This is a genomic window from Mycobacterium innocens, from assembly GCF_900566055.1.
In the GTDB taxonomy this organism is placed as follows: Bacteria; Actinomycetota; Actinomycetes; order Mycobacteriales; family Mycobacteriaceae; genus Mycobacterium; species Mycobacterium innocens.
The window spans coordinates 143,646-159,356 of the sequence record NZ_UPHQ01000006.1 but is presented as its reverse complement, the minus strand read 5'-3'; the positions used below and the strand labels follow the sequence as shown (position 1 = coordinate 159,356).

Here is a 15,711-nt window from a genome sequence, read left to right as displayed (position 1 = left end):
ACGTGTTCCGGGCATACAGCGACTTAGGGCGCGTCGAGCGTCACGTCTTACTGGCCCTGCACGCCACCGACCTGCTCGACCAAATGGTGGGCACTCAGCCCGAACACCGACAGCCCTGGTCGTACTATCGCGGCCGGATCGGCATGAAGTTGCGATCGGTGGGTCACCGAGAATCGAGTGCAACGCTGGACATTTGCGACACAGCGCGATCACCCGGGCAGAAGGGTTAGTCGGCCCCTACTCGGCCAGCCGTTCCTTGAGCGCGTCGAACTCGTCCTTGACGCCGGTGGGCAACTTCTCACCGACGAACTCCAGCCACTCCTCGATAAGCGGCAGCTCCGCGCGCCACTCCTGGGGGTCGACCTTCAACGCCTCGCCCACATCGGCCACATCGACGTTCAACCCGTCCAGGTCCAAGTCCTCGACGGCGGGGACGGTGCCGATCGGGGTGGTCCGGCCGCCGGCCCGGTGCTCGATGCGCTCCACAATCCACTTCAATACCCGGCTGTTCTCGCCGAAGCCGGGCCACAGGAAGTGCCCGTCGTGGCCGCGGCGGAACCAGTTGACGAAGAACACCTTCGGCAGCTTGGACTCGTCGGCGTTCTTGCCCAGGTTGATCCAGTGCTGGAAGTAGCCCCCGACGTTGTAGCCGAGGAACGGCAGCATGGCCATCGGGTCGCGACGCACGTTGCCGACCTTGCCCTCGGCGGCGGCGGTCTGCTCGCTTCCCAGAGTCGCACCGATGAACACTCCGTGTTGCCAGTCGCGCGCCTCGGTGACCAGTGGAACGGTGGTCTTGCGGCGACCGCCGAACAGGATTCCGGAAATCGGCACGCCCTGCGGGTCGTCCCATTCGGGCGCCAGGATGGGGCACTGCGACATCGGGGTGCAGTATCGGGAGTTCGGGTGTGCCGCTTTGGTTTCCGTTTCGCGGATATACCAGTCGTTGCCCTTCCAGTCGATCAGGTGGTCGGGCTCGCCCTCCAGGCCTTCCCACCACACCTCGCCGTCATCGGTCAGCGCGACGTTGGTGAACACCGTGTTGCCCGCGGCGATGGTGCGCATGGCGTTGGGATTGGACTTCCAGTTGGTGCCGGGCGCCACCCCGAAGAACCCGAACTCGGGATTGACCGCGTACAGCCGGCCGTCCTTGCCGAACCGCATCCACGCGATGTCGTCGCCGAGCGTCTCGGCGCGCCAACCCGGGATGGTCGGCTGCAGCATCGCCAGGTTGGTCTTGCCGCAAGCCGACGGGAAGGCCGCCGCGAAGTAGTAGGCCTTGTTCTCCGGGGAGATCAGCTTGAGGATCAGCATGTGCTCGGCCAGCCAGCCCTCGTCACGGGCCATGGCCGAGGCGATCCGCAGTGAGTAGCATTTCTTGCCCAGCAGTGCGTTGCCGCCGTAGCCCGAACCGTAGCTCCAGATCTCACGGGTCTCCGGGAAGTGGGTGATGTACTTGGTGTCGTTGCAGGGCCACGACACGTCCTTCTGCCCTGCTTCTAATGGGGCACCCACCGAGTGCAGCGCCTTGACGAAGAACCCGTCGTCGCCGATCTTCTCCAGGGCGGCCTTGCCCATGCGGGTCATGGTGCGCATCGAGACGACGACGTATTCGGAGTCGGTGATCTCCACGCCGAGCTTGGGGTCCTCGGCACCGAGCGGGCCCATGCAGAACGGCACCACGTACATGGTGCGCCCCCGCATGCAGCCGCGGTACAGGTCTTTCATGATGGACCGCATTTCGTCCGGGTCCATCCAGTTGTTGGTGGGGCCGGCGTCGACCTCACGTTCGGAGCAGATGAAGGTGCGGGATTCCACCCGCGCCACATCCGACGGGTCGGACAGCGCCAGGAACGAGTTCGGGTACTTCTCCGGGTTGAGCCGGGTGAACGTGCCGGCCTCGACCAACTGATCGGCGAGCCGCTGGAACTCTTCCGCTGAGCCGTCGGCGAAGACAACCCGGTCAGGCTGAGTGAGCTCGGCGACCTCCTCCACCCAAGACAGCAACCCCTGATGATTAGTCGGCGCGGTGTCTAGACCGGGAATGGTCGCTGAGGTCATCGAACTCTCCTGAGATTCTGCTGCGTATCTGCGGCTAGTTGTCGGCTGGTATCGGTTTCGGGATCCATCTAGGGGGTCGGTTTATGCGTTTGCTAGCACGACTGTTGACCCGGGTGCTTATTAATACAGGTTATCGTGCATCACTTGTCGCGGAAGGCCAGGGCGGGTATAAGCCTCCTCACAAGACCGATTCAGAAGGATCAATATCCTTACCATTTGCTGTTGTTGCCGCCTTTGGGGCTGCTGGTGGCCTGGCAGCAGTGCCGACGCCCGCCGATCGGGTGCCGACCGGGGGTATACCCGGTTTGCCCAGTTCTTTACGCACCGCGTCGAGCGCGGCTTGAATGGCGGGCAGCTCCCGGTCCCGCAGTGCGGCGGCTCGCGCCGCGGCGATGGTGTGTTCGCGTAGTTCGGCGTCGATCACGCTGACCTGGTGGGCCACCCGGGCGTGCTCGGCCTCGTCGCGTGCGCTCAGCGCGGTGCTCAACAGCGACTCGGCTGCCAGCACCCGGCCGCCGACCAGTTCGTCCAGCGCGGAGCGCAGCGCCGACATCACGTCACCCGTCCAGCGATCCAGCACGGCGCGGTCGCTCAGCAAGGCGCGGGTGTGGACCACCCACAGCGTCAACACCAACCCGAGCGCCACACATCCGATGATCCCGGCCCCCGTCAGCCAGGGGTTGAGCCGGGGTGCCAGTCCGGCCAGCAACCGGCTCAGCGTCAGTGCCACACCCAGGCCGAAGCCGGCACCCAACACCACCATGAGCCGGGTCTCCAACCGCCGGGACTTCAACGGCGGGTCCGCAATGGCGACCGTCGGGAGGGTTTCGCCGGGCGGAAGCCCGACGGGCACACTGAGCGCCGGTGCCATGTCGGCGAGCCTCCGGTGGACGGCCTCGCTCACCTCGGCGAGCGCTCCGGCGACCCGGCTGCGGGTGTGCTCTTCGAATTCGGGAACCTTGCGCCGGGGCAGGACCGCGATGTCCTCCTGCAGCTCGACACGTATCGATGAACAACGGTTGCGGGCAAAGTAGGACAATTGGACCCGGGCCTGCTGGACCTGACCGCGCAGCGCGATGGCGTGCTCTGTTCTCGACTGACGCCGCTGCCGCAGGGCCGCACTGCGTTCCTCACGCAAGGCATCCACCCGCGCCGTGCGGCCGGCGCCTTCGGCGTCGCGCCGGAACCGCTGCGCGACCGTCTGCAGCCGCGATTCCCAGGCACGCAGCCTGTTGCGGCGGGCGATGTCCGGATCGGCGAGCCGACTGAGCAGCACGGCGACCAGGTCGTCCATCCGCGGCGGCCCCAGCTGCGGCGCGGCGGCCGCACCCACCCACGGCACGTCGGCGTAACGAGGCGCACGCGCCGCCAGCGTGGCCCGGTCCGCGGCCAGCACCTCGCGCCAGGTGCGGTGCACGTCGACCTTGGACGCCACCCCGATCACCACGTCGGTGTGCTCGGCGGCGGCATCCAGCAGCGCGCAGTCGGATTCGGTCAGCGGGGCCGCGGCGGAGACCACGAACACCACCGCGGTCGGCGCGTCGCCGGGCGCCAGCTCCGGCGGTTCGACGAACTCATGTTGCGGCGCCCGTTGCCGCAGAGCGGCTACTACGCTGCTGACGCCGGCCAGCCAAGGGCCGGTCACCAGGACCACGTCGCGGCGCTGGATCACCGGCGGACCCGCCTTGGGCCCGATCGCCGCCACCAGTGCGTCGACCCGGGCGGCCGGGTCTTCCCGGGCCACGCCGATCACCCGTATTCCCCTGACTGGACTGACCCTCCCGCCCGCGACCAGAGCCGAAGCGATCCTCTGACGATGTCGGCTCCGCAGGCGGCGTCCACGCGGCCGGCGCGACAATCGCGGGAACTGCGGTGACGCTGCCATCGCACCGCCCGCCGCAACAGCGCGGCCATATCCTCGGACGCGATGTCCTCCGATTCGAGGTGCAGCGCGGACACCGCGTCCAGGGAGGCGCTCATCCGGGCGAGCACCATGTCGTCGCCGGCTAAACACCGCGCTATCCGCTCGTCCGTCACAGCCATCGCCTCGAGTGCCGTGACGGCTTCGAGTATGCGGCGGTAGCGCGGAGGGCCGCCGGCGGCCATCACCTGGGCGACAACGGCGTCGACACCGCTGGCCCGGCGCAGCAGGGCCCGCACTCCCGCCGGCGCCGCGCCGCGGCGCACCGCTGCCACGCCAAGTGCGACACCGAACAGGTCGAGGGCCTCCAGCAGCCGCAGCCGCATCGGGATCGGCACCGTGAGCGCCGCCGCCAGGAAGCCGTCGAAGGATCCGTCGAGGCAGGTCCCGACGTCGGGGTGGGCGGCCAGCACGCGCAGCGCGAGCCAGCAGGCCTCATCGAGATCGTCGAACGCCGCGGCGGCGAGCAGCCCGATCATCGGTACCACGGGCAGGCCGACCAGCGCGGAAAAATGCGCGCAGCGGGTCTGCGCCGCGGCCATCGGCCCGGCCCCGCCGAAGCCACTCAGATCTGCCTTGTTCAGCACCACCACCAGCGGCCGCCGGGCATCACGGACGGCGGCTATGGCGTCGCGGTCCTCGGGTTTGAGCGCCTCGGCCAGGACGTACACCTGCACGTCGGCGACGCCGGCCGGGAAGGCCGAAGACGCCACCGCCAGTCCCGCACCAGTCAGGGCACGCGCCACCGTGCGGCGACCCGCCCCCGGGCGCCCGCGGACCGCCACCCGCAGCGGTTGCGCGACGCGCGCGGCGATCGGTTGCACCCGCTGGTCACCGGTGCGGCCAGCGAGGCGCGTCAGTTCGTCGCGAAAAAGCCGATACCCCTGCCCCGTCATAGCCCCCCGCCCGGTCGCATCACACCGACACCGAATGGTGGCAGTTGCGCCCCAGCACCGCCAGCCACCCGCGAGCCGGGAGTGCATCTACTGGGTTACCAAAGACCATCAGCTGTCGGGACCGGCAGAATTCCATGATGCTCAGGTGGCCGCGGGCGGCGGCTCGGCGGGCTCGACGCTGACCAGTTCGGTCAGACCGCTGATTCGCAGGACCGGCATCATGCGCGAGTTCGCGACCAGGTGCAGGTGATCGGCGTGCACGTAAAGGGCGTTGATGGCCTTGCTGTCCAGGTACTCCACCGCGCTGAGGTCGACGGTGAGCGTGTCGCCGGTGCCCACGGCCTCGCGCAGCGCGCTGGCAAAGGCGTCGACGTTGCTCATGTCGATTTCTCCGACCGCTATCAGCACCGGCCTGCCGTCGGCGCGGCGTTCGGTCGACAGGGTCAGCGGTGTGGTCATCAGGAGATCCTCGCGTGAAGGTGAACGGTGGTACCGAGCCTGCCGGCATGGATGGTGACGTCGTCCATGAGAGTCCGCATCAGGGCGATGCCCCGGCCGCGGTGGGAATCCTGCGGCGGCCGCGGGGGTTTCCACGAGCCGGTGTCGGTGATGGTCAGCTGTAGTCGGTCTGCCAAGGCGATGGCGCGCAGGACGATGGTGCCCTGCGGGTCCCGCCGGTGTCCGTGCTCGATGGCGTTGGCGAGGGCCTCACCGACAGCGATCAGCACGTCCTGTGCCTGGCCGGGACCGATCATGGTGCGCGCCAGCCAACCCCGTAACGCGCTGCGGGTGGCGGCCAGCTGGCTGGCCCGGGCCGGAAGGCCGATCTCCAGCGGGCCGGGCTGGCGATAGAGCAACAGAGCCACGTCGTCCGGGTAGCCGCCGCCGGGGTTGAGCCCGGCCATGATGTGGCTGGCCAGATCTTCCAGGGCGACGGCGCCGCCACCCCGGACCAGCTCGATGGCCTCGGCGATGCCCTGGTCCAGCGGGCGGTGGCGACGCTCCACCAGACCGTCGGTGTAGAGCAGCAAGGTCGCACGGGGCGGGATGGTCAGGCGCACTTCGGGGCGGGCCCAGTCCGAGCGCACCCCCAGCGCGATGGTGCCGGCTTCGTCGAGAATCCGGGCGTTGCCGTCGGCGTGAACCAGGATGGGTGGTGGGTGGCCGGCGCTGGAATACACCAGCTCACCGGTGTCGGGGCTGAGCACCGCGCAGAACGCGGTGGTGCACTGGGCGCCGGGCAGGCGCGCGGCGAACCGGTCCAGACCGGTGAGTGCGACGCCGGGGCTGAGGTGCTGCAGCAGCAGGGCGCGGCAGGCACTGCGCAACTGCCCCATCACGGTCGCGGCGGCCAGCCCATGGCCGACGCAGTCCCCGACGACCAGCGCGAGCCGCCCGTCGTTCATGTCGACCACGTCATACCAGTCGCCGCCGACTTGCAGCGGCCGGGTGGCTGGCTGGTAACGGACCGCGAACCCCCCGGGCAGGTGTGCCGGACCCAGGATCGCGTGTTGCAGCGCCAGGGCCGTTTCGCGTTGCTGGTCGAGCTGGTAGACGCGCTGCAGGCCCTGGCCCAGGCGCCCGGCCAGCGCCGTCAGCAGGGTTCGGTCTTCGGAGCTGAACGGCCGGTTTTCGGCCAGCTCGAGCCAGATCACCAGCACCCCTAGCGGGTGTTGGAGGGCGATGCCCGCGGTCCCGGGTGTCGTCGCCTCGGTGGTGAGCAGATCAGCCTTGCTCAGCGAGCCGATCGTCGCCCGAGTGCCAGAGGGAAGCTCGGCCCACTGCACCGGCTCACCCGCTGACGCCACTTCCGGTTCGCCAAGCGGTGATTGTGGTTCGACACCATGGCCGGGAACGGTGATGGCCAGCACCCGGCGTGCCCGCCACAGCTCGCGCAACACCTCGACCGCGGCACGTATTGCCGCATCGAGGCTGTCGGCCTGGACCAGTTGCTGGTTGAGGGCGGCCAACGCGGTCTGGCTCTGCACGGTGTAGTGCTCGGCGGTGACGTCACGGAAAGTGCCGACCATGACGCGCCGGCCGGTGTCCGGGTCGTCGACCTGGTTGAAGGTGGCGTTGATCCAGATCCGGTGGCCGTCGCGGTGACGCGCGGGAACGGTGTAGGCGCCGTGGGTGTGGGTAAGAAAATCGGCGAACGCGTCGGCGAACTGCCGGTGGGCTTCGGGGTCGGCGTCGGCGTCGGGCCACCACGGGTGGGTCTGCACGTACGGAAGGCCTTCGGGGCCGTAGCCGAGGATCTCGGTGAACGCACTGTTGATCTCGACGACGGTGCCGCGCTCGTCGCACACGAAGAAGGCTTCTTGCAGCGAGTCCACCAGGGCGGTGCGCCACCGGGCATGGTGATTGCGCAGTCGCGTCATTTCGACATTGGCACGCGCTCGCGCCAGCAGCTCCGCGGCGGCAAACGGCTTGACCAGGTAGTCGTCGGCACCGGCGTCCAACCCTTCCACGGAAGCCTCTTGCCCGGCGCGCGCCGACAGCAGCAGCACCGGCACCGCAGCGGTGCGCGGATCCGCCCGCAGCTGCGCGACCAGCGCAAGACCATCCAGCCGGGGCATCATCACGTCGCTGATCACCAGGTCGGGCACCTCGGTGCGGATGGCGGCCAGCGCCTGCCGGCCGTCGCTGACGGCGTCGACACGGTAGTCCGCGCTCCGCAGCAGCCGGGTCAGGTATTCGCGCATGTCGGCGTTGTCGTCGGCAACCAGCACTCGCGCCCGCGTGGCTGAACCCGCCGAAACCGACTCAGCGGCGACGGGGTCCTCGGTCGCCAGGGCTGCCGCGGTGTCCGCCGTGGCGTTGGTGTCAGCTGGCAGCCACCGCAGCGCTTCCTGCAGGTAGGCATCGGCCGCCGAAACTGCCTGCGCGGGCTCTCGGGAGGCGAGCGCGCCGGCGGGCAGGTGTGTCGTGCCGTATGGCAGCCGGATGGTGAAAGCGGTACCCACACCCTGGCTGCTGTCGACGGTGATGCTGCCGCCAAGCAGCCCGACCAGCTCCTTGACCAGGGCCAAACCGATTCCGCTGCCCTCGTTGGATCGGGCCTGCACGGTTTCGACGCGGTGGAAACGCTCGAACAACCGGGGCATTTCCGCTGCCGGCACCCCGACGCCGGTGTCGTAAACCGTGACCACGGCGTCGCCGTCTCCCCGGCCGACCCGCACGGCGATCGACCCCTCAAAGGTGAACTTCAACGCGTTGGACAGCAGGTTGAGCACCACCTTCTCCCACATGTCGCGATCGACGTACACCGGTTCGTCCAGCGGCACGCAATCCACGATGAATTCGAGTCCGGCCCGCTCCACGGCCGACCGGAACACGCTTGCCAGGTCGGCAGTGACGGCGGCAAGGTCGACCGGCTCGTAGTGGGCGCGCATCCGGCCGGCCTCGATGCGGGAGAAGTCCAGGAGGGTGTTGACCAGCTTGGCCAGCCGCAACCCATTGCGGTGCACAACCTCGAGCTCCTGTCGCGCCTGCTCGTCGAGCCCTGGTGTGCGGCGGCGCAACTCCGCGACCGGCCCGATGATCAGCGTGAGCGGAGTGCGGAACTCGTGACTGATGTTGGAGAAGAACGTGGTCTTGGCCCGGTCCAGCTCGGCGAGCTCCTCGGCCCGCTGCTGCTGCGCCTGATAGCTGCGCGCACTGGCGATTCCGGCCGCCAGGTGGCCGGCAACCAACTCGACAAACCCGCGATAGCCCTGGTCGAGCCGACGGTAGCGGTTCAGCGCGGCCACCAGGAATCCGTAGGGCGGACCGCCTTGCCGCAGCAGCGGCACCACCAGCGCCTGCGCCGGCGGGTCGGGCCAGTCCCCGGTCGGCAGCTGGTGGAACGGGCCGCCGTCGAGCTCGACGAGGACCGACTGCCCGCGCGCTGCGTGCTCGAGCGGCCACACCGCGGTGCCGTCGGCCGCCAGCGTCGTGGGCGCAGCCGGATGCCCGAGGGCGATCCCGCTGAGCGCAGCCAACCGCGCCGACGCGCCACCGTCGAACGATCCCCCGTCCAAGGATCCCTCGTCGAACAAGTAGGTCAGGGTGAACGGCAAGTCGCCCGGGTCATGGCCGAGTTGGGCGGCGGCGAACGTCAGCATCTCCTGTTCGGTGCGCACCACGGTGGGATCGGACCCGAGATCGCGCAGGGTGGCCATCCGACGCTCGTTGATCACCCGGTCGGTGTCCTCGCTGACCACGCACAACATGCCGACGACGTGCCCGAGGTCGTCGCGCAGCGGGCTGTAGGAGAACGTGTGGTACGTCTCTTCCCGGTATCCCGACCGTTCGAGGAATAGCAATAGGGCGGCATCCCAGGTCGCTTGTCCGGTGGACAGCACCCGCTGGATCCGCGGATCAATGTCGTCCCAGATCTCGGCCCACACCTCGCGAGCGGGCCGGCCCAGCGCCCACGGATACTTCTGGCCCAGGGTGTCCCGGCGGTTAGGCGGAGTTGCAGAAGAACGTCAGCTCCGGTCCCCACGCCATCCACATGGAAAACCGTGACGACAGCAAGATGCTGACGGCTGTCTGCAGGCTTTTCGGCCACCCGGCGGGCGGTCCGAGTGGAGTCGCCGCCCAGTCCACCCGCGCCAGGTCGCGGCCCACCTCGCCGTCCGCGGCAAAGATCGCGTCCGGTGCCGGCATCACCGGCCCGTGCTCGGCATCTGCAGCGCCCACCATCGATCCCTCTCGCGAAGGTCCGCCACCCGGCCGTCATCGCACGCGTGGCCCTAGAAAAGGTTTGCCGCCGCGGTTGGGCGCGAATCAGAACATTGGCAGATTCACACCGTACCTCTCGGCCGCGCAGAATCATCACCACTGTGTTGGGCCGCTGTCGGGCGTCTGTCGGGCGTCTGTCGGGCCCCGCCGGATCACCGGCATACCGGCCGTCCGCCAACGTTCCGGCAGCACTATCCGCTACCAGCCAAAGGCAACTGTTGGGTATCAATCTGGCCCAGAAGCGGCTACACCTGCGTTTCATGAGCCACCATGGACGAATGCACGCGCAACCCGAGGTTGGGTTACGTCCCGACTCGCCGGCTCTGCCCAGCTCGGAGTCCGGCGAGCAAGACCGGGGCAGCGCGTGGGGCTATCTGCCGGCCACCAGCATTCGCTCCCGCCATTCGGCGCTGTCGAGCAGCCAGCGCCAGACCTGGGACCGGCGGTGGCCGGAGCTGGGCATCGACGCGCTCGCCGGGTCACCTCGCCGGGGACCGTTGGACACCCGGTCGTGGTTCGGCCGCGACGCGCCCCTGGTGCTGGAGATCGGCTGCGGCAGCGGCATCTCGACGCTGACAATGGCGCAGGCCGAGCCCCAACTCGACGTGATCGCGGTGGAAATCTACCGCCGGGGCCTGGCGCAGCTGCTGTGCGCGATCGACAGTGAGAACGCGACCAATATCCGGTTGATCCGCGGCAACGGGATCGACGTGTTGAAAGACCTGATCACCTCGAATTCGCTGTCCGGGGTCCGGGTGTTCTTCCCCGATCCCTGGCCCAAGGCGCGACACCACAAGCGGCGGCTGCTGCAGGCTGCCACGATCGCCCTGATCGCCGACCGGCTAATTCCCGGAGGTGTGCTGCACGCCGCGACCGACCACCCCGGCTACGCCGAGCACATCGCCGCCGCCGGCGACGCCGAGCCGCGGTTGGCCCGTGCTGATCCGGGTACCGAAGCCCTGCCGATCTCGGTCGTTCGCCCCACGACCAAATACGAATCCAAAGCCCACGATGCCGGCAGCGCCGTCAGCGAGCTGGTCTGGAGAAAACCGAAATCAAATGAGCCTGACTGAAGACGTGACCACACAAGCGTCAGAACCCGTCGCCGGGACCCCGGTTCCACCGCTGCCGTCGGTGCTGCCCGGCGATGTGTCTAAGGACGGTCTGACCGGCTTGGCCCCGCCGACGGGTCGGGTCCTGTTGGTTTGGGACGCTCCCAACCTCGACATGGGGCTGGGCTCCATCCTGGGGCGCCGCCCGACCGCGCTGGAACGGCCCCGCTTCGACGCGCTGGGCCGCTGGCTGCTGGCCCGCACCGCAGCCGTCGCCGCCAGGGCGTCCGGCGGGCCGGCCATCCGAGTCGAACCCGAGGCCACCGTCTTCACCAATATCGCACCCGGCAGCGCCGACGTGGTCCGCCCGTGGGTGGACGCACTGCGCAACGTCGGGTTCGCCGTCTTCGCCAAACCCAAGATCGACGAGGACAGCGACGTCGACCGCGACATGCTCGAGCACATCGACAAGCGCTACCGGGAAGGGCTGGCAGCCCTGGTCGTGGCCTCGGCGGACGGTCAGGCATTCCGGCAGCCGCTGGAGGAGATCGCCCGCGGCGGAATCCCAGTTCAAGTGCTTGGATTTCGTGAACACGCCAGTTGGGCGCTAGCGTCGGATACCTTGGAGTTCGTCGACCTGGAGGACATTGCCGGTGTTTTCCGGGAGCCGCTCCCCCGAATCGGCCTCGATTCGCTACCTGAGCAGGGGGCTTGGCTGCAGCCGTTCCGGCCGCTGTCCTCGCTGTTGACCTCGCGTATGTGAACAGGCCCCGCGTCTGAAAGCCGAGCGCCGGACAACCGAAAAGCAGTGCAAAGCAATGCGCGGGTCGCTAACGATCCAGTAAGGAGATTACGTGTTCGCCTGGTGGGGTCGAATTGTGTACCGCTACCGGTTCATCGTAATCGGCGTCACGGTGGCGTTATGCCTCGGCGGCGGGGTGTTCGGGCTGAGCCTGGGTAAGCACGTCACGCAGAGCGGTTTCTACGACGACAGCAGCCAGTCGGTCAAGGCGTCGATCCTGGGCGACCAGGTCTACGGCCGGGACCGGACCGGTCACATCGTCGCGATCTTCAAAGCGCCCGACGGCAAGACGGTCAACGACCCGGCGTGGTCGAAGAAGATCACCGACGAGCTCAACCGATTCGTGCAGGACCACCCCGACCAGGTGATGGGCTGGGCCGGCTACCTCCGGGCACCGGACACCACCAGCGCGGTCGTCAAGGGTATGGCCACCGAGGACAAGAAGTACACGTTCGTGTCCATCCCGCTCAAGGGCGACGACGACGACACCATCCTGACCAATTACAAGGACATCGCGCCCTCGCTGCAGAAGCTCGACGGCGGCACGGTTCAACTCGCCGGCCTCGAGCCGGTGGCCGAGGCGCTGACCGGCACCATCGCCACCGACCAGCGACGGATGGAAGTGCTGGCCCTGCCGTTGGTGGCCGTGGTGCTGTTCCTGGTGTTCGGTGGCGCGGTCGCCGCGTGTCTGCCGGTGATGGTCGGCGGCCTGAGCATCGCCGGCGCGCTGGGCATCCTGCGGTTGGTGGCGGTGTTCGGGCCGGTGCACTTCTTTGCCCAGCCCGTCGTCTCGCTGATCGGTCTGGGTATCGCGGTGGACTACGGGCTCTTTGTGGTGAGCCGTTTCCGGGAGGAGATCGCCGAGGGGTATGACACCGAGACCGCGGTCAGACGCACCGTCATGACCGCCGGCCGGACCGTCGCCTTCTCGGCGGTGCTGATCATCGCCTCCGGGATCAGCCTGCTGATGCTGCCGCAAGGCTTCGTCAAATCGCTGACCTACGCGCTGATCGCCGCGGTCGGGTTGGCCGCCCTGCTGTCGATCACGCTGCTGCCGGCCGTTCTGGGTGTGCTTGGCCGACACGTCGACGCGCTCGGTGTACGCACCGCATTCCGGGTGCCCTTCCTGCGCAACTGGAAGGTGTCGCGGGCCTATCTGAACTGGCTCGCCGACCGGCTGCAGAAGACCAAGACCCGCGAAGAGGTCGAGGCCGGCTTCTGGGGCAAGCTTGTCAACTGGGTGATGCGGCGGCCGTTGGTCTTCGCCATCCCGATCGTCGTCGGCATGTTCGCCCTGGTCCTTCCGCTGTTCAACCTGTCACTGGGCGGCATGAGCGAGAAATACCTGCCGCCGAACAATGCGGTGCGGCAGTCACAGGAGCACTTCGACCAACTCTTCCCCGGCTACCGCACCAATCCGCTGACCCTGGTAATCCAGTCGACCAACCACCAGCCGGTCACCGACCAGCAGGTCGCCGACATCCGCAGTAAAGCGATGTCGATCAGCGGATTCATCGAACCGGACAACGACCCGGCGAACATGTGGCAGGAGCGCAGCGTCGCACCCGGCGCGTCGAAGGATCCCTCGGTACGGGTGCTGCAGAACGGGCTGATCAACCCGGGCGACGCGGCGAAGAAGCTGCAAGAGCTCCGCGCGATCACGCCACCCAAGGGGCTCGAGGTATACGTCGGCGGCACTCCGGCGCTGGAGCAGGATTCCATCCACAGCCTGTTCGACAACATGCCGGCGATGCTCGTCATCCTGCTCACCGCCACCACGCTGCTGATGTTCCTGGCCTTCGGGTCGGTGGTACTGCCGATCAAGGCCGCGGTGATGAGCGCGCTGACGCTCGGGTCCACCATGGGCATCCTGACGTGGATATTCGTCGACGGACACGGCTCGGGGTTGCTGAACTTCACCGCAACGCCGTTGACCGCGCCGGTGATCGCACTCGTGGTGGCGGTGGGATACGGCTTGGCGACCGACTACGAGGTGTTCCTGGTCTCCCGCATGGTCGAGGCCCGGGAAAGCGGCATGTCCACCCAGGAGGCCATCCGCATCGGCACGGCCACCACCGGCCGCCTGATCACCGCGGCCGCGCTGGTGCTTGCGGTGGTCGCCGGGTCGTTCGTGTTCTCCGACCTGGTGATGATGAAGTACCTGGCCTTCGGCCTGATGGCGGCGCTGCTGCTGGACGCGACCGTGGTGCGGATGTTCCTGGTGCCGTCGGTGATGAAGCTGCTCGGCGACGACTGCTGGTGGGCTCCGCGGTGGATGCGACGAGTGCAGACCCGCATCGGCCTCGGCGAGATCCAGCTGCCCGACGAACGCAAGCGGCCGGTTACCGACGGCCGTGTCGCCCGGCCTCCGGTCACCGCCGGCCTGGTCGCCGCCGGCGTGCGCCCCCCGCACGATCCCACCCACCCGTCGACGCCGGAGTCGTCGCAACGCGGGTCCGCCCGGCCGGAGATGGGGCCTGCTCAGAGCGGGCCGTCCAGCGCGGGCACCAAGCAGATCCCGATCAAGGCAAGCCAGCCAACCGAACCGCCGACAGCTCGACTGTCCGCACCCGGCAAACCGGGCGCGCCGGGCCGCGGATCGAGCAACCCAGCGCCGGCGGCACCGTCGTCGGCCCGGCCACCGGCGCCGACCCAGCCGCCGGCCCCATCGGCCGGTCAGACCCGCGCCATGCCGATTCCGGGGGGCCGTTCCGGCGAAACCGCCTCGGCCGATGCCACGGCCAAGCTGCCGGTCCAACGGCCGGAGGACAGCGACTCCGACGCGGCCACTGAGCAGCTCAACGCGCGGGGCGCGAAGGGCGACAACGGCGCCGACGGCACCCGGCGCCGGCGCGGAGCCGGCGGTCTGTCCGCCCAGGACCTGCTGCGCCGCGAGGGTCGGCTTTAGGTTTCCCGCGGCTCGGCTTCGTCGGACGCGTCGGGATTGTCCGGTTCGGCCTGCACGATTGTCGACGGCTCTTCGGGCTGCTCGGCGGCGGCCGCCGGGTCCTTGGCCAGCAGCACCTGCATCGCGTTGTTGAGGAACGCTACCGTCGGGACGGCCAGCAGGGCTCCTACGATTCCGGCAAGTACCCCGCCGGTCGAAATGGCCAGGACCACCGCCAGCGGGTGAATCGAGACCGCACGACCCATCACCAGCGGCTGCAGCAAATGGGCCTCGAGCTGGTTGACCGCGATGAGCAAACCCAGAGTGATCAGCGCGTAAACCAGTCCCTTGGCCAGTAGGGCCACCACCACGGCCAGCAAACCGGAGATCAACGCACCCAGCAGCGGGATGAAGGCACCCAGGAACACCAGCGAGGACAGCGGCAACGCGAGCGGCACCCCCATGATTGCCAACCCGGTGCCGACACCGATCGCGTCGGTCAGGGCGACCAGGAACGTGGCCCGCACATAGCCGATCAGCGAGGAGTATCCGGCGCGCCCGGCCTCCAGGACCCGGTCACCGGCCGAAGCGGGCACGATCTTGACCACGTACTGCCAGATGTTGCGGCCGCCGTACAGGAAGAAGATCAGGGTGAACAGCACCAACACCGCACCGGTGAGCAGCTCGGTAATGGTGGCCGCGGTGGAAATGGCGCCGCTGGTCAACTTGGCCTGATTGTTGCGCAGCGCCTCGATCGCGGCGTTGCCCGCATTGTCGATCTGTTCGCGACGCAGATGCGCCGGTCCTTCGATCAGCCACCGGCGGCTCGAGTCGATGCTGCGTTCCACCTGCTTGACCAGATCGGGCAGGCCCACGATGAACTGGCTGATGACGAAGGCCAGGATGCCGCCAAGGATCGCAAAACCACCCAGCAACACCAGCGACACCGCGGCACCGCGCGGCACACGCCGCAGGTCCAGCCAGTCCACGACCGGCACCAGCAACGCGCTCAAGATCAACGCCAGCAACACCGGAACGACAATGATCTCCAGTTTGCTGATGACCCAGATCACCGCGAGTGCGGCAGCGAAGATGACCAACAAGCGCCAGGACCATGCCGCGGTCTTGCGGACCAGAGGGGTTACCGAAGCATCGTCGAGGCTTGTCGACATCCGGCAAGCCTAACCGCGCTGCGGCGCAAGGTTCCCCCGCAACGCCTCGAACGCCTCCGTGCGCGATCCTGCATGGTGGCCGGTCGCTTCCCGCCGCCACCGCCGCCACGATCCGGTCACGACCCCAGAACGACCCTGACACAGTCGATGACGTGCGGAGATCGCGGTGCCACCGGCACGGTTACCCTTATC

The 15,711-nt window shown here is 68.3% G+C and carries 8 protein-coding genes and 1 pseudogene; 3 read left to right on the top strand and 6 right to left on the bottom strand.

The genetic code is table 11. The features are described 5' to 3' along the window. Window positions 1-237: 237 nt before the first annotated feature. The 5 genes and pseudogenes from EET03_RS01030 to EET03_RS01010 form a co-directional block, all read right to left on the bottom strand. Window positions 238-2,061, bottom strand: coding sequence for a phosphoenolpyruvate carboxykinase (GTP) (locus EET03_RS01030; protein ID WP_075542133.1), 1,824 nt, complete (start codon window positions 2,059-2,061; stop codon window positions 238-240). 178 nt (window positions 2,062-2,239) lie between these two features. Then, a complete protein-coding gene (locus tag EET03_RS01025) occupies window positions 2,240-3,814 on the bottom strand; it encodes a hypothetical protein (RefSeq protein ID WP_075542132.1) in 1,575 nt (524 codons plus the stop codon). Next, window positions 3,811-4,878 (bottom strand): hypothetical protein, encoded by a 1,068-nt coding sequence (locus tag EET03_RS01020; RefSeq protein WP_075542131.1) that lies wholly within the window; start codon window positions 4,876-4,878, stop codon window positions 3,811-3,813. The genes EET03_RS01025 and EET03_RS01020 overlap by 4 nt, the downstream gene beginning before the upstream one ends. Before the next feature lie 141 nt (window positions 4,879-5,019). Next, entirely contained in the window at window positions 5,020-5,337 is a 318-nt protein-coding gene (locus tag EET03_RS01015; protein ID WP_075542130.1) for an STAS domain-containing protein, read from the bottom strand. After that, window positions 5,337-9,567: pseudogene (locus EET03_RS01010) on the bottom strand (SpoIIE family protein phosphatase). The gene EET03_RS01015 and the pseudogene EET03_RS01010 overlap by 1 nt, the downstream one beginning before the upstream one ends. Before the next feature lie 299 nt (window positions 9,568-9,866). Between EET03_RS01010 and trmB the strand changes: the two are divergent. The 3 genes from trmB (at window position 9,867) to mmpL3 (ending at window position 14,368) form a co-directional block, all read left to right on the top strand. Continuing rightward, window positions 9,867-10,679, top strand: coding sequence for a tRNA (guanosine(46)-N7)-methyltransferase TrmB (trmB, locus tag EET03_RS01005; protein WP_075542195.1), 813 nt, complete (start codon window positions 9,867-9,869; stop codon window positions 10,677-10,679). Next, complete coding sequence (locus EET03_RS01000; RefSeq protein ID WP_075542129.1) at window positions 10,666-11,421, top strand: NYN domain-containing protein; 756 nt, start codon at window positions 10,666-10,668, stop codon at window positions 11,419-11,421. Before trmB ends, EET03_RS01000 begins: the two co-directional genes overlap by 14 nt. Window positions 11,422-11,512: 91 nt before the next feature. After that, window positions 11,513-14,368, top strand: a complete 2,856-nt coding sequence (gene mmpL3, locus EET03_RS00995) for a trehalose monomycolate exporter MmpL3 (protein ID WP_075542128.1) — start codon at window positions 11,513-11,515, stop codon at window positions 14,366-14,368. Here the strand turns inward: mmpL3 and EET03_RS00990 are convergent. Next, complete coding sequence (locus tag EET03_RS00990; RefSeq protein ID WP_075542127.1) at window positions 14,365-15,519, bottom strand: AI-2E family transporter; 1,155 nt, start codon at window positions 15,517-15,519, stop codon at window positions 14,365-14,367. The two genes, mmpL3 and EET03_RS00990, sit on opposite strands and share 4 nt — an antisense overlap. Window positions 15,520-15,711 lie beyond the last annotated feature (192 nt).

Excerpts from the sequence above, each read along its gene's own strand:
- EET03_RS01030 (WP_075542133.1), bottom strand. The coding sequence starts at position 2,061 with ATGACCTCAGCGACCATTCCCGGTCTAGACACCGCGCCGACTAATCAT.
- EET03_RS01020 (WP_075542131.1), bottom strand. The coding sequence starts at position 4,878 with ATGACGGGGCAGGGGTATCGGCTTTTTCGCGACGAACTGACGCGCCTC.
- EET03_RS01015 (WP_075542130.1), bottom strand. The coding sequence starts at position 5,337 with ATGACCACACCGCTGACCCTGTCGACCGAACGCCGCGCCGACGGCAGG.
- trmB (WP_075542195.1), top strand. The coding sequence starts at position 9,867 with ATGAGCCACCATGGACGAATGCACGCGCAACCCGAGGTTGGGTTACGT.
- EET03_RS01000 (WP_075542129.1), top strand. The coding sequence starts at position 10,666 with ATGAGCCTGACTGAAGACGTGACCACACAAGCGTCAGAACCCGTCGCC.
- EET03_RS00990 (WP_075542127.1), bottom strand. The coding sequence starts at position 15,519 with ATGTCGACAAGCCTCGACGATGCTTCGGTAACCCCTCTGGTCCGCAAG.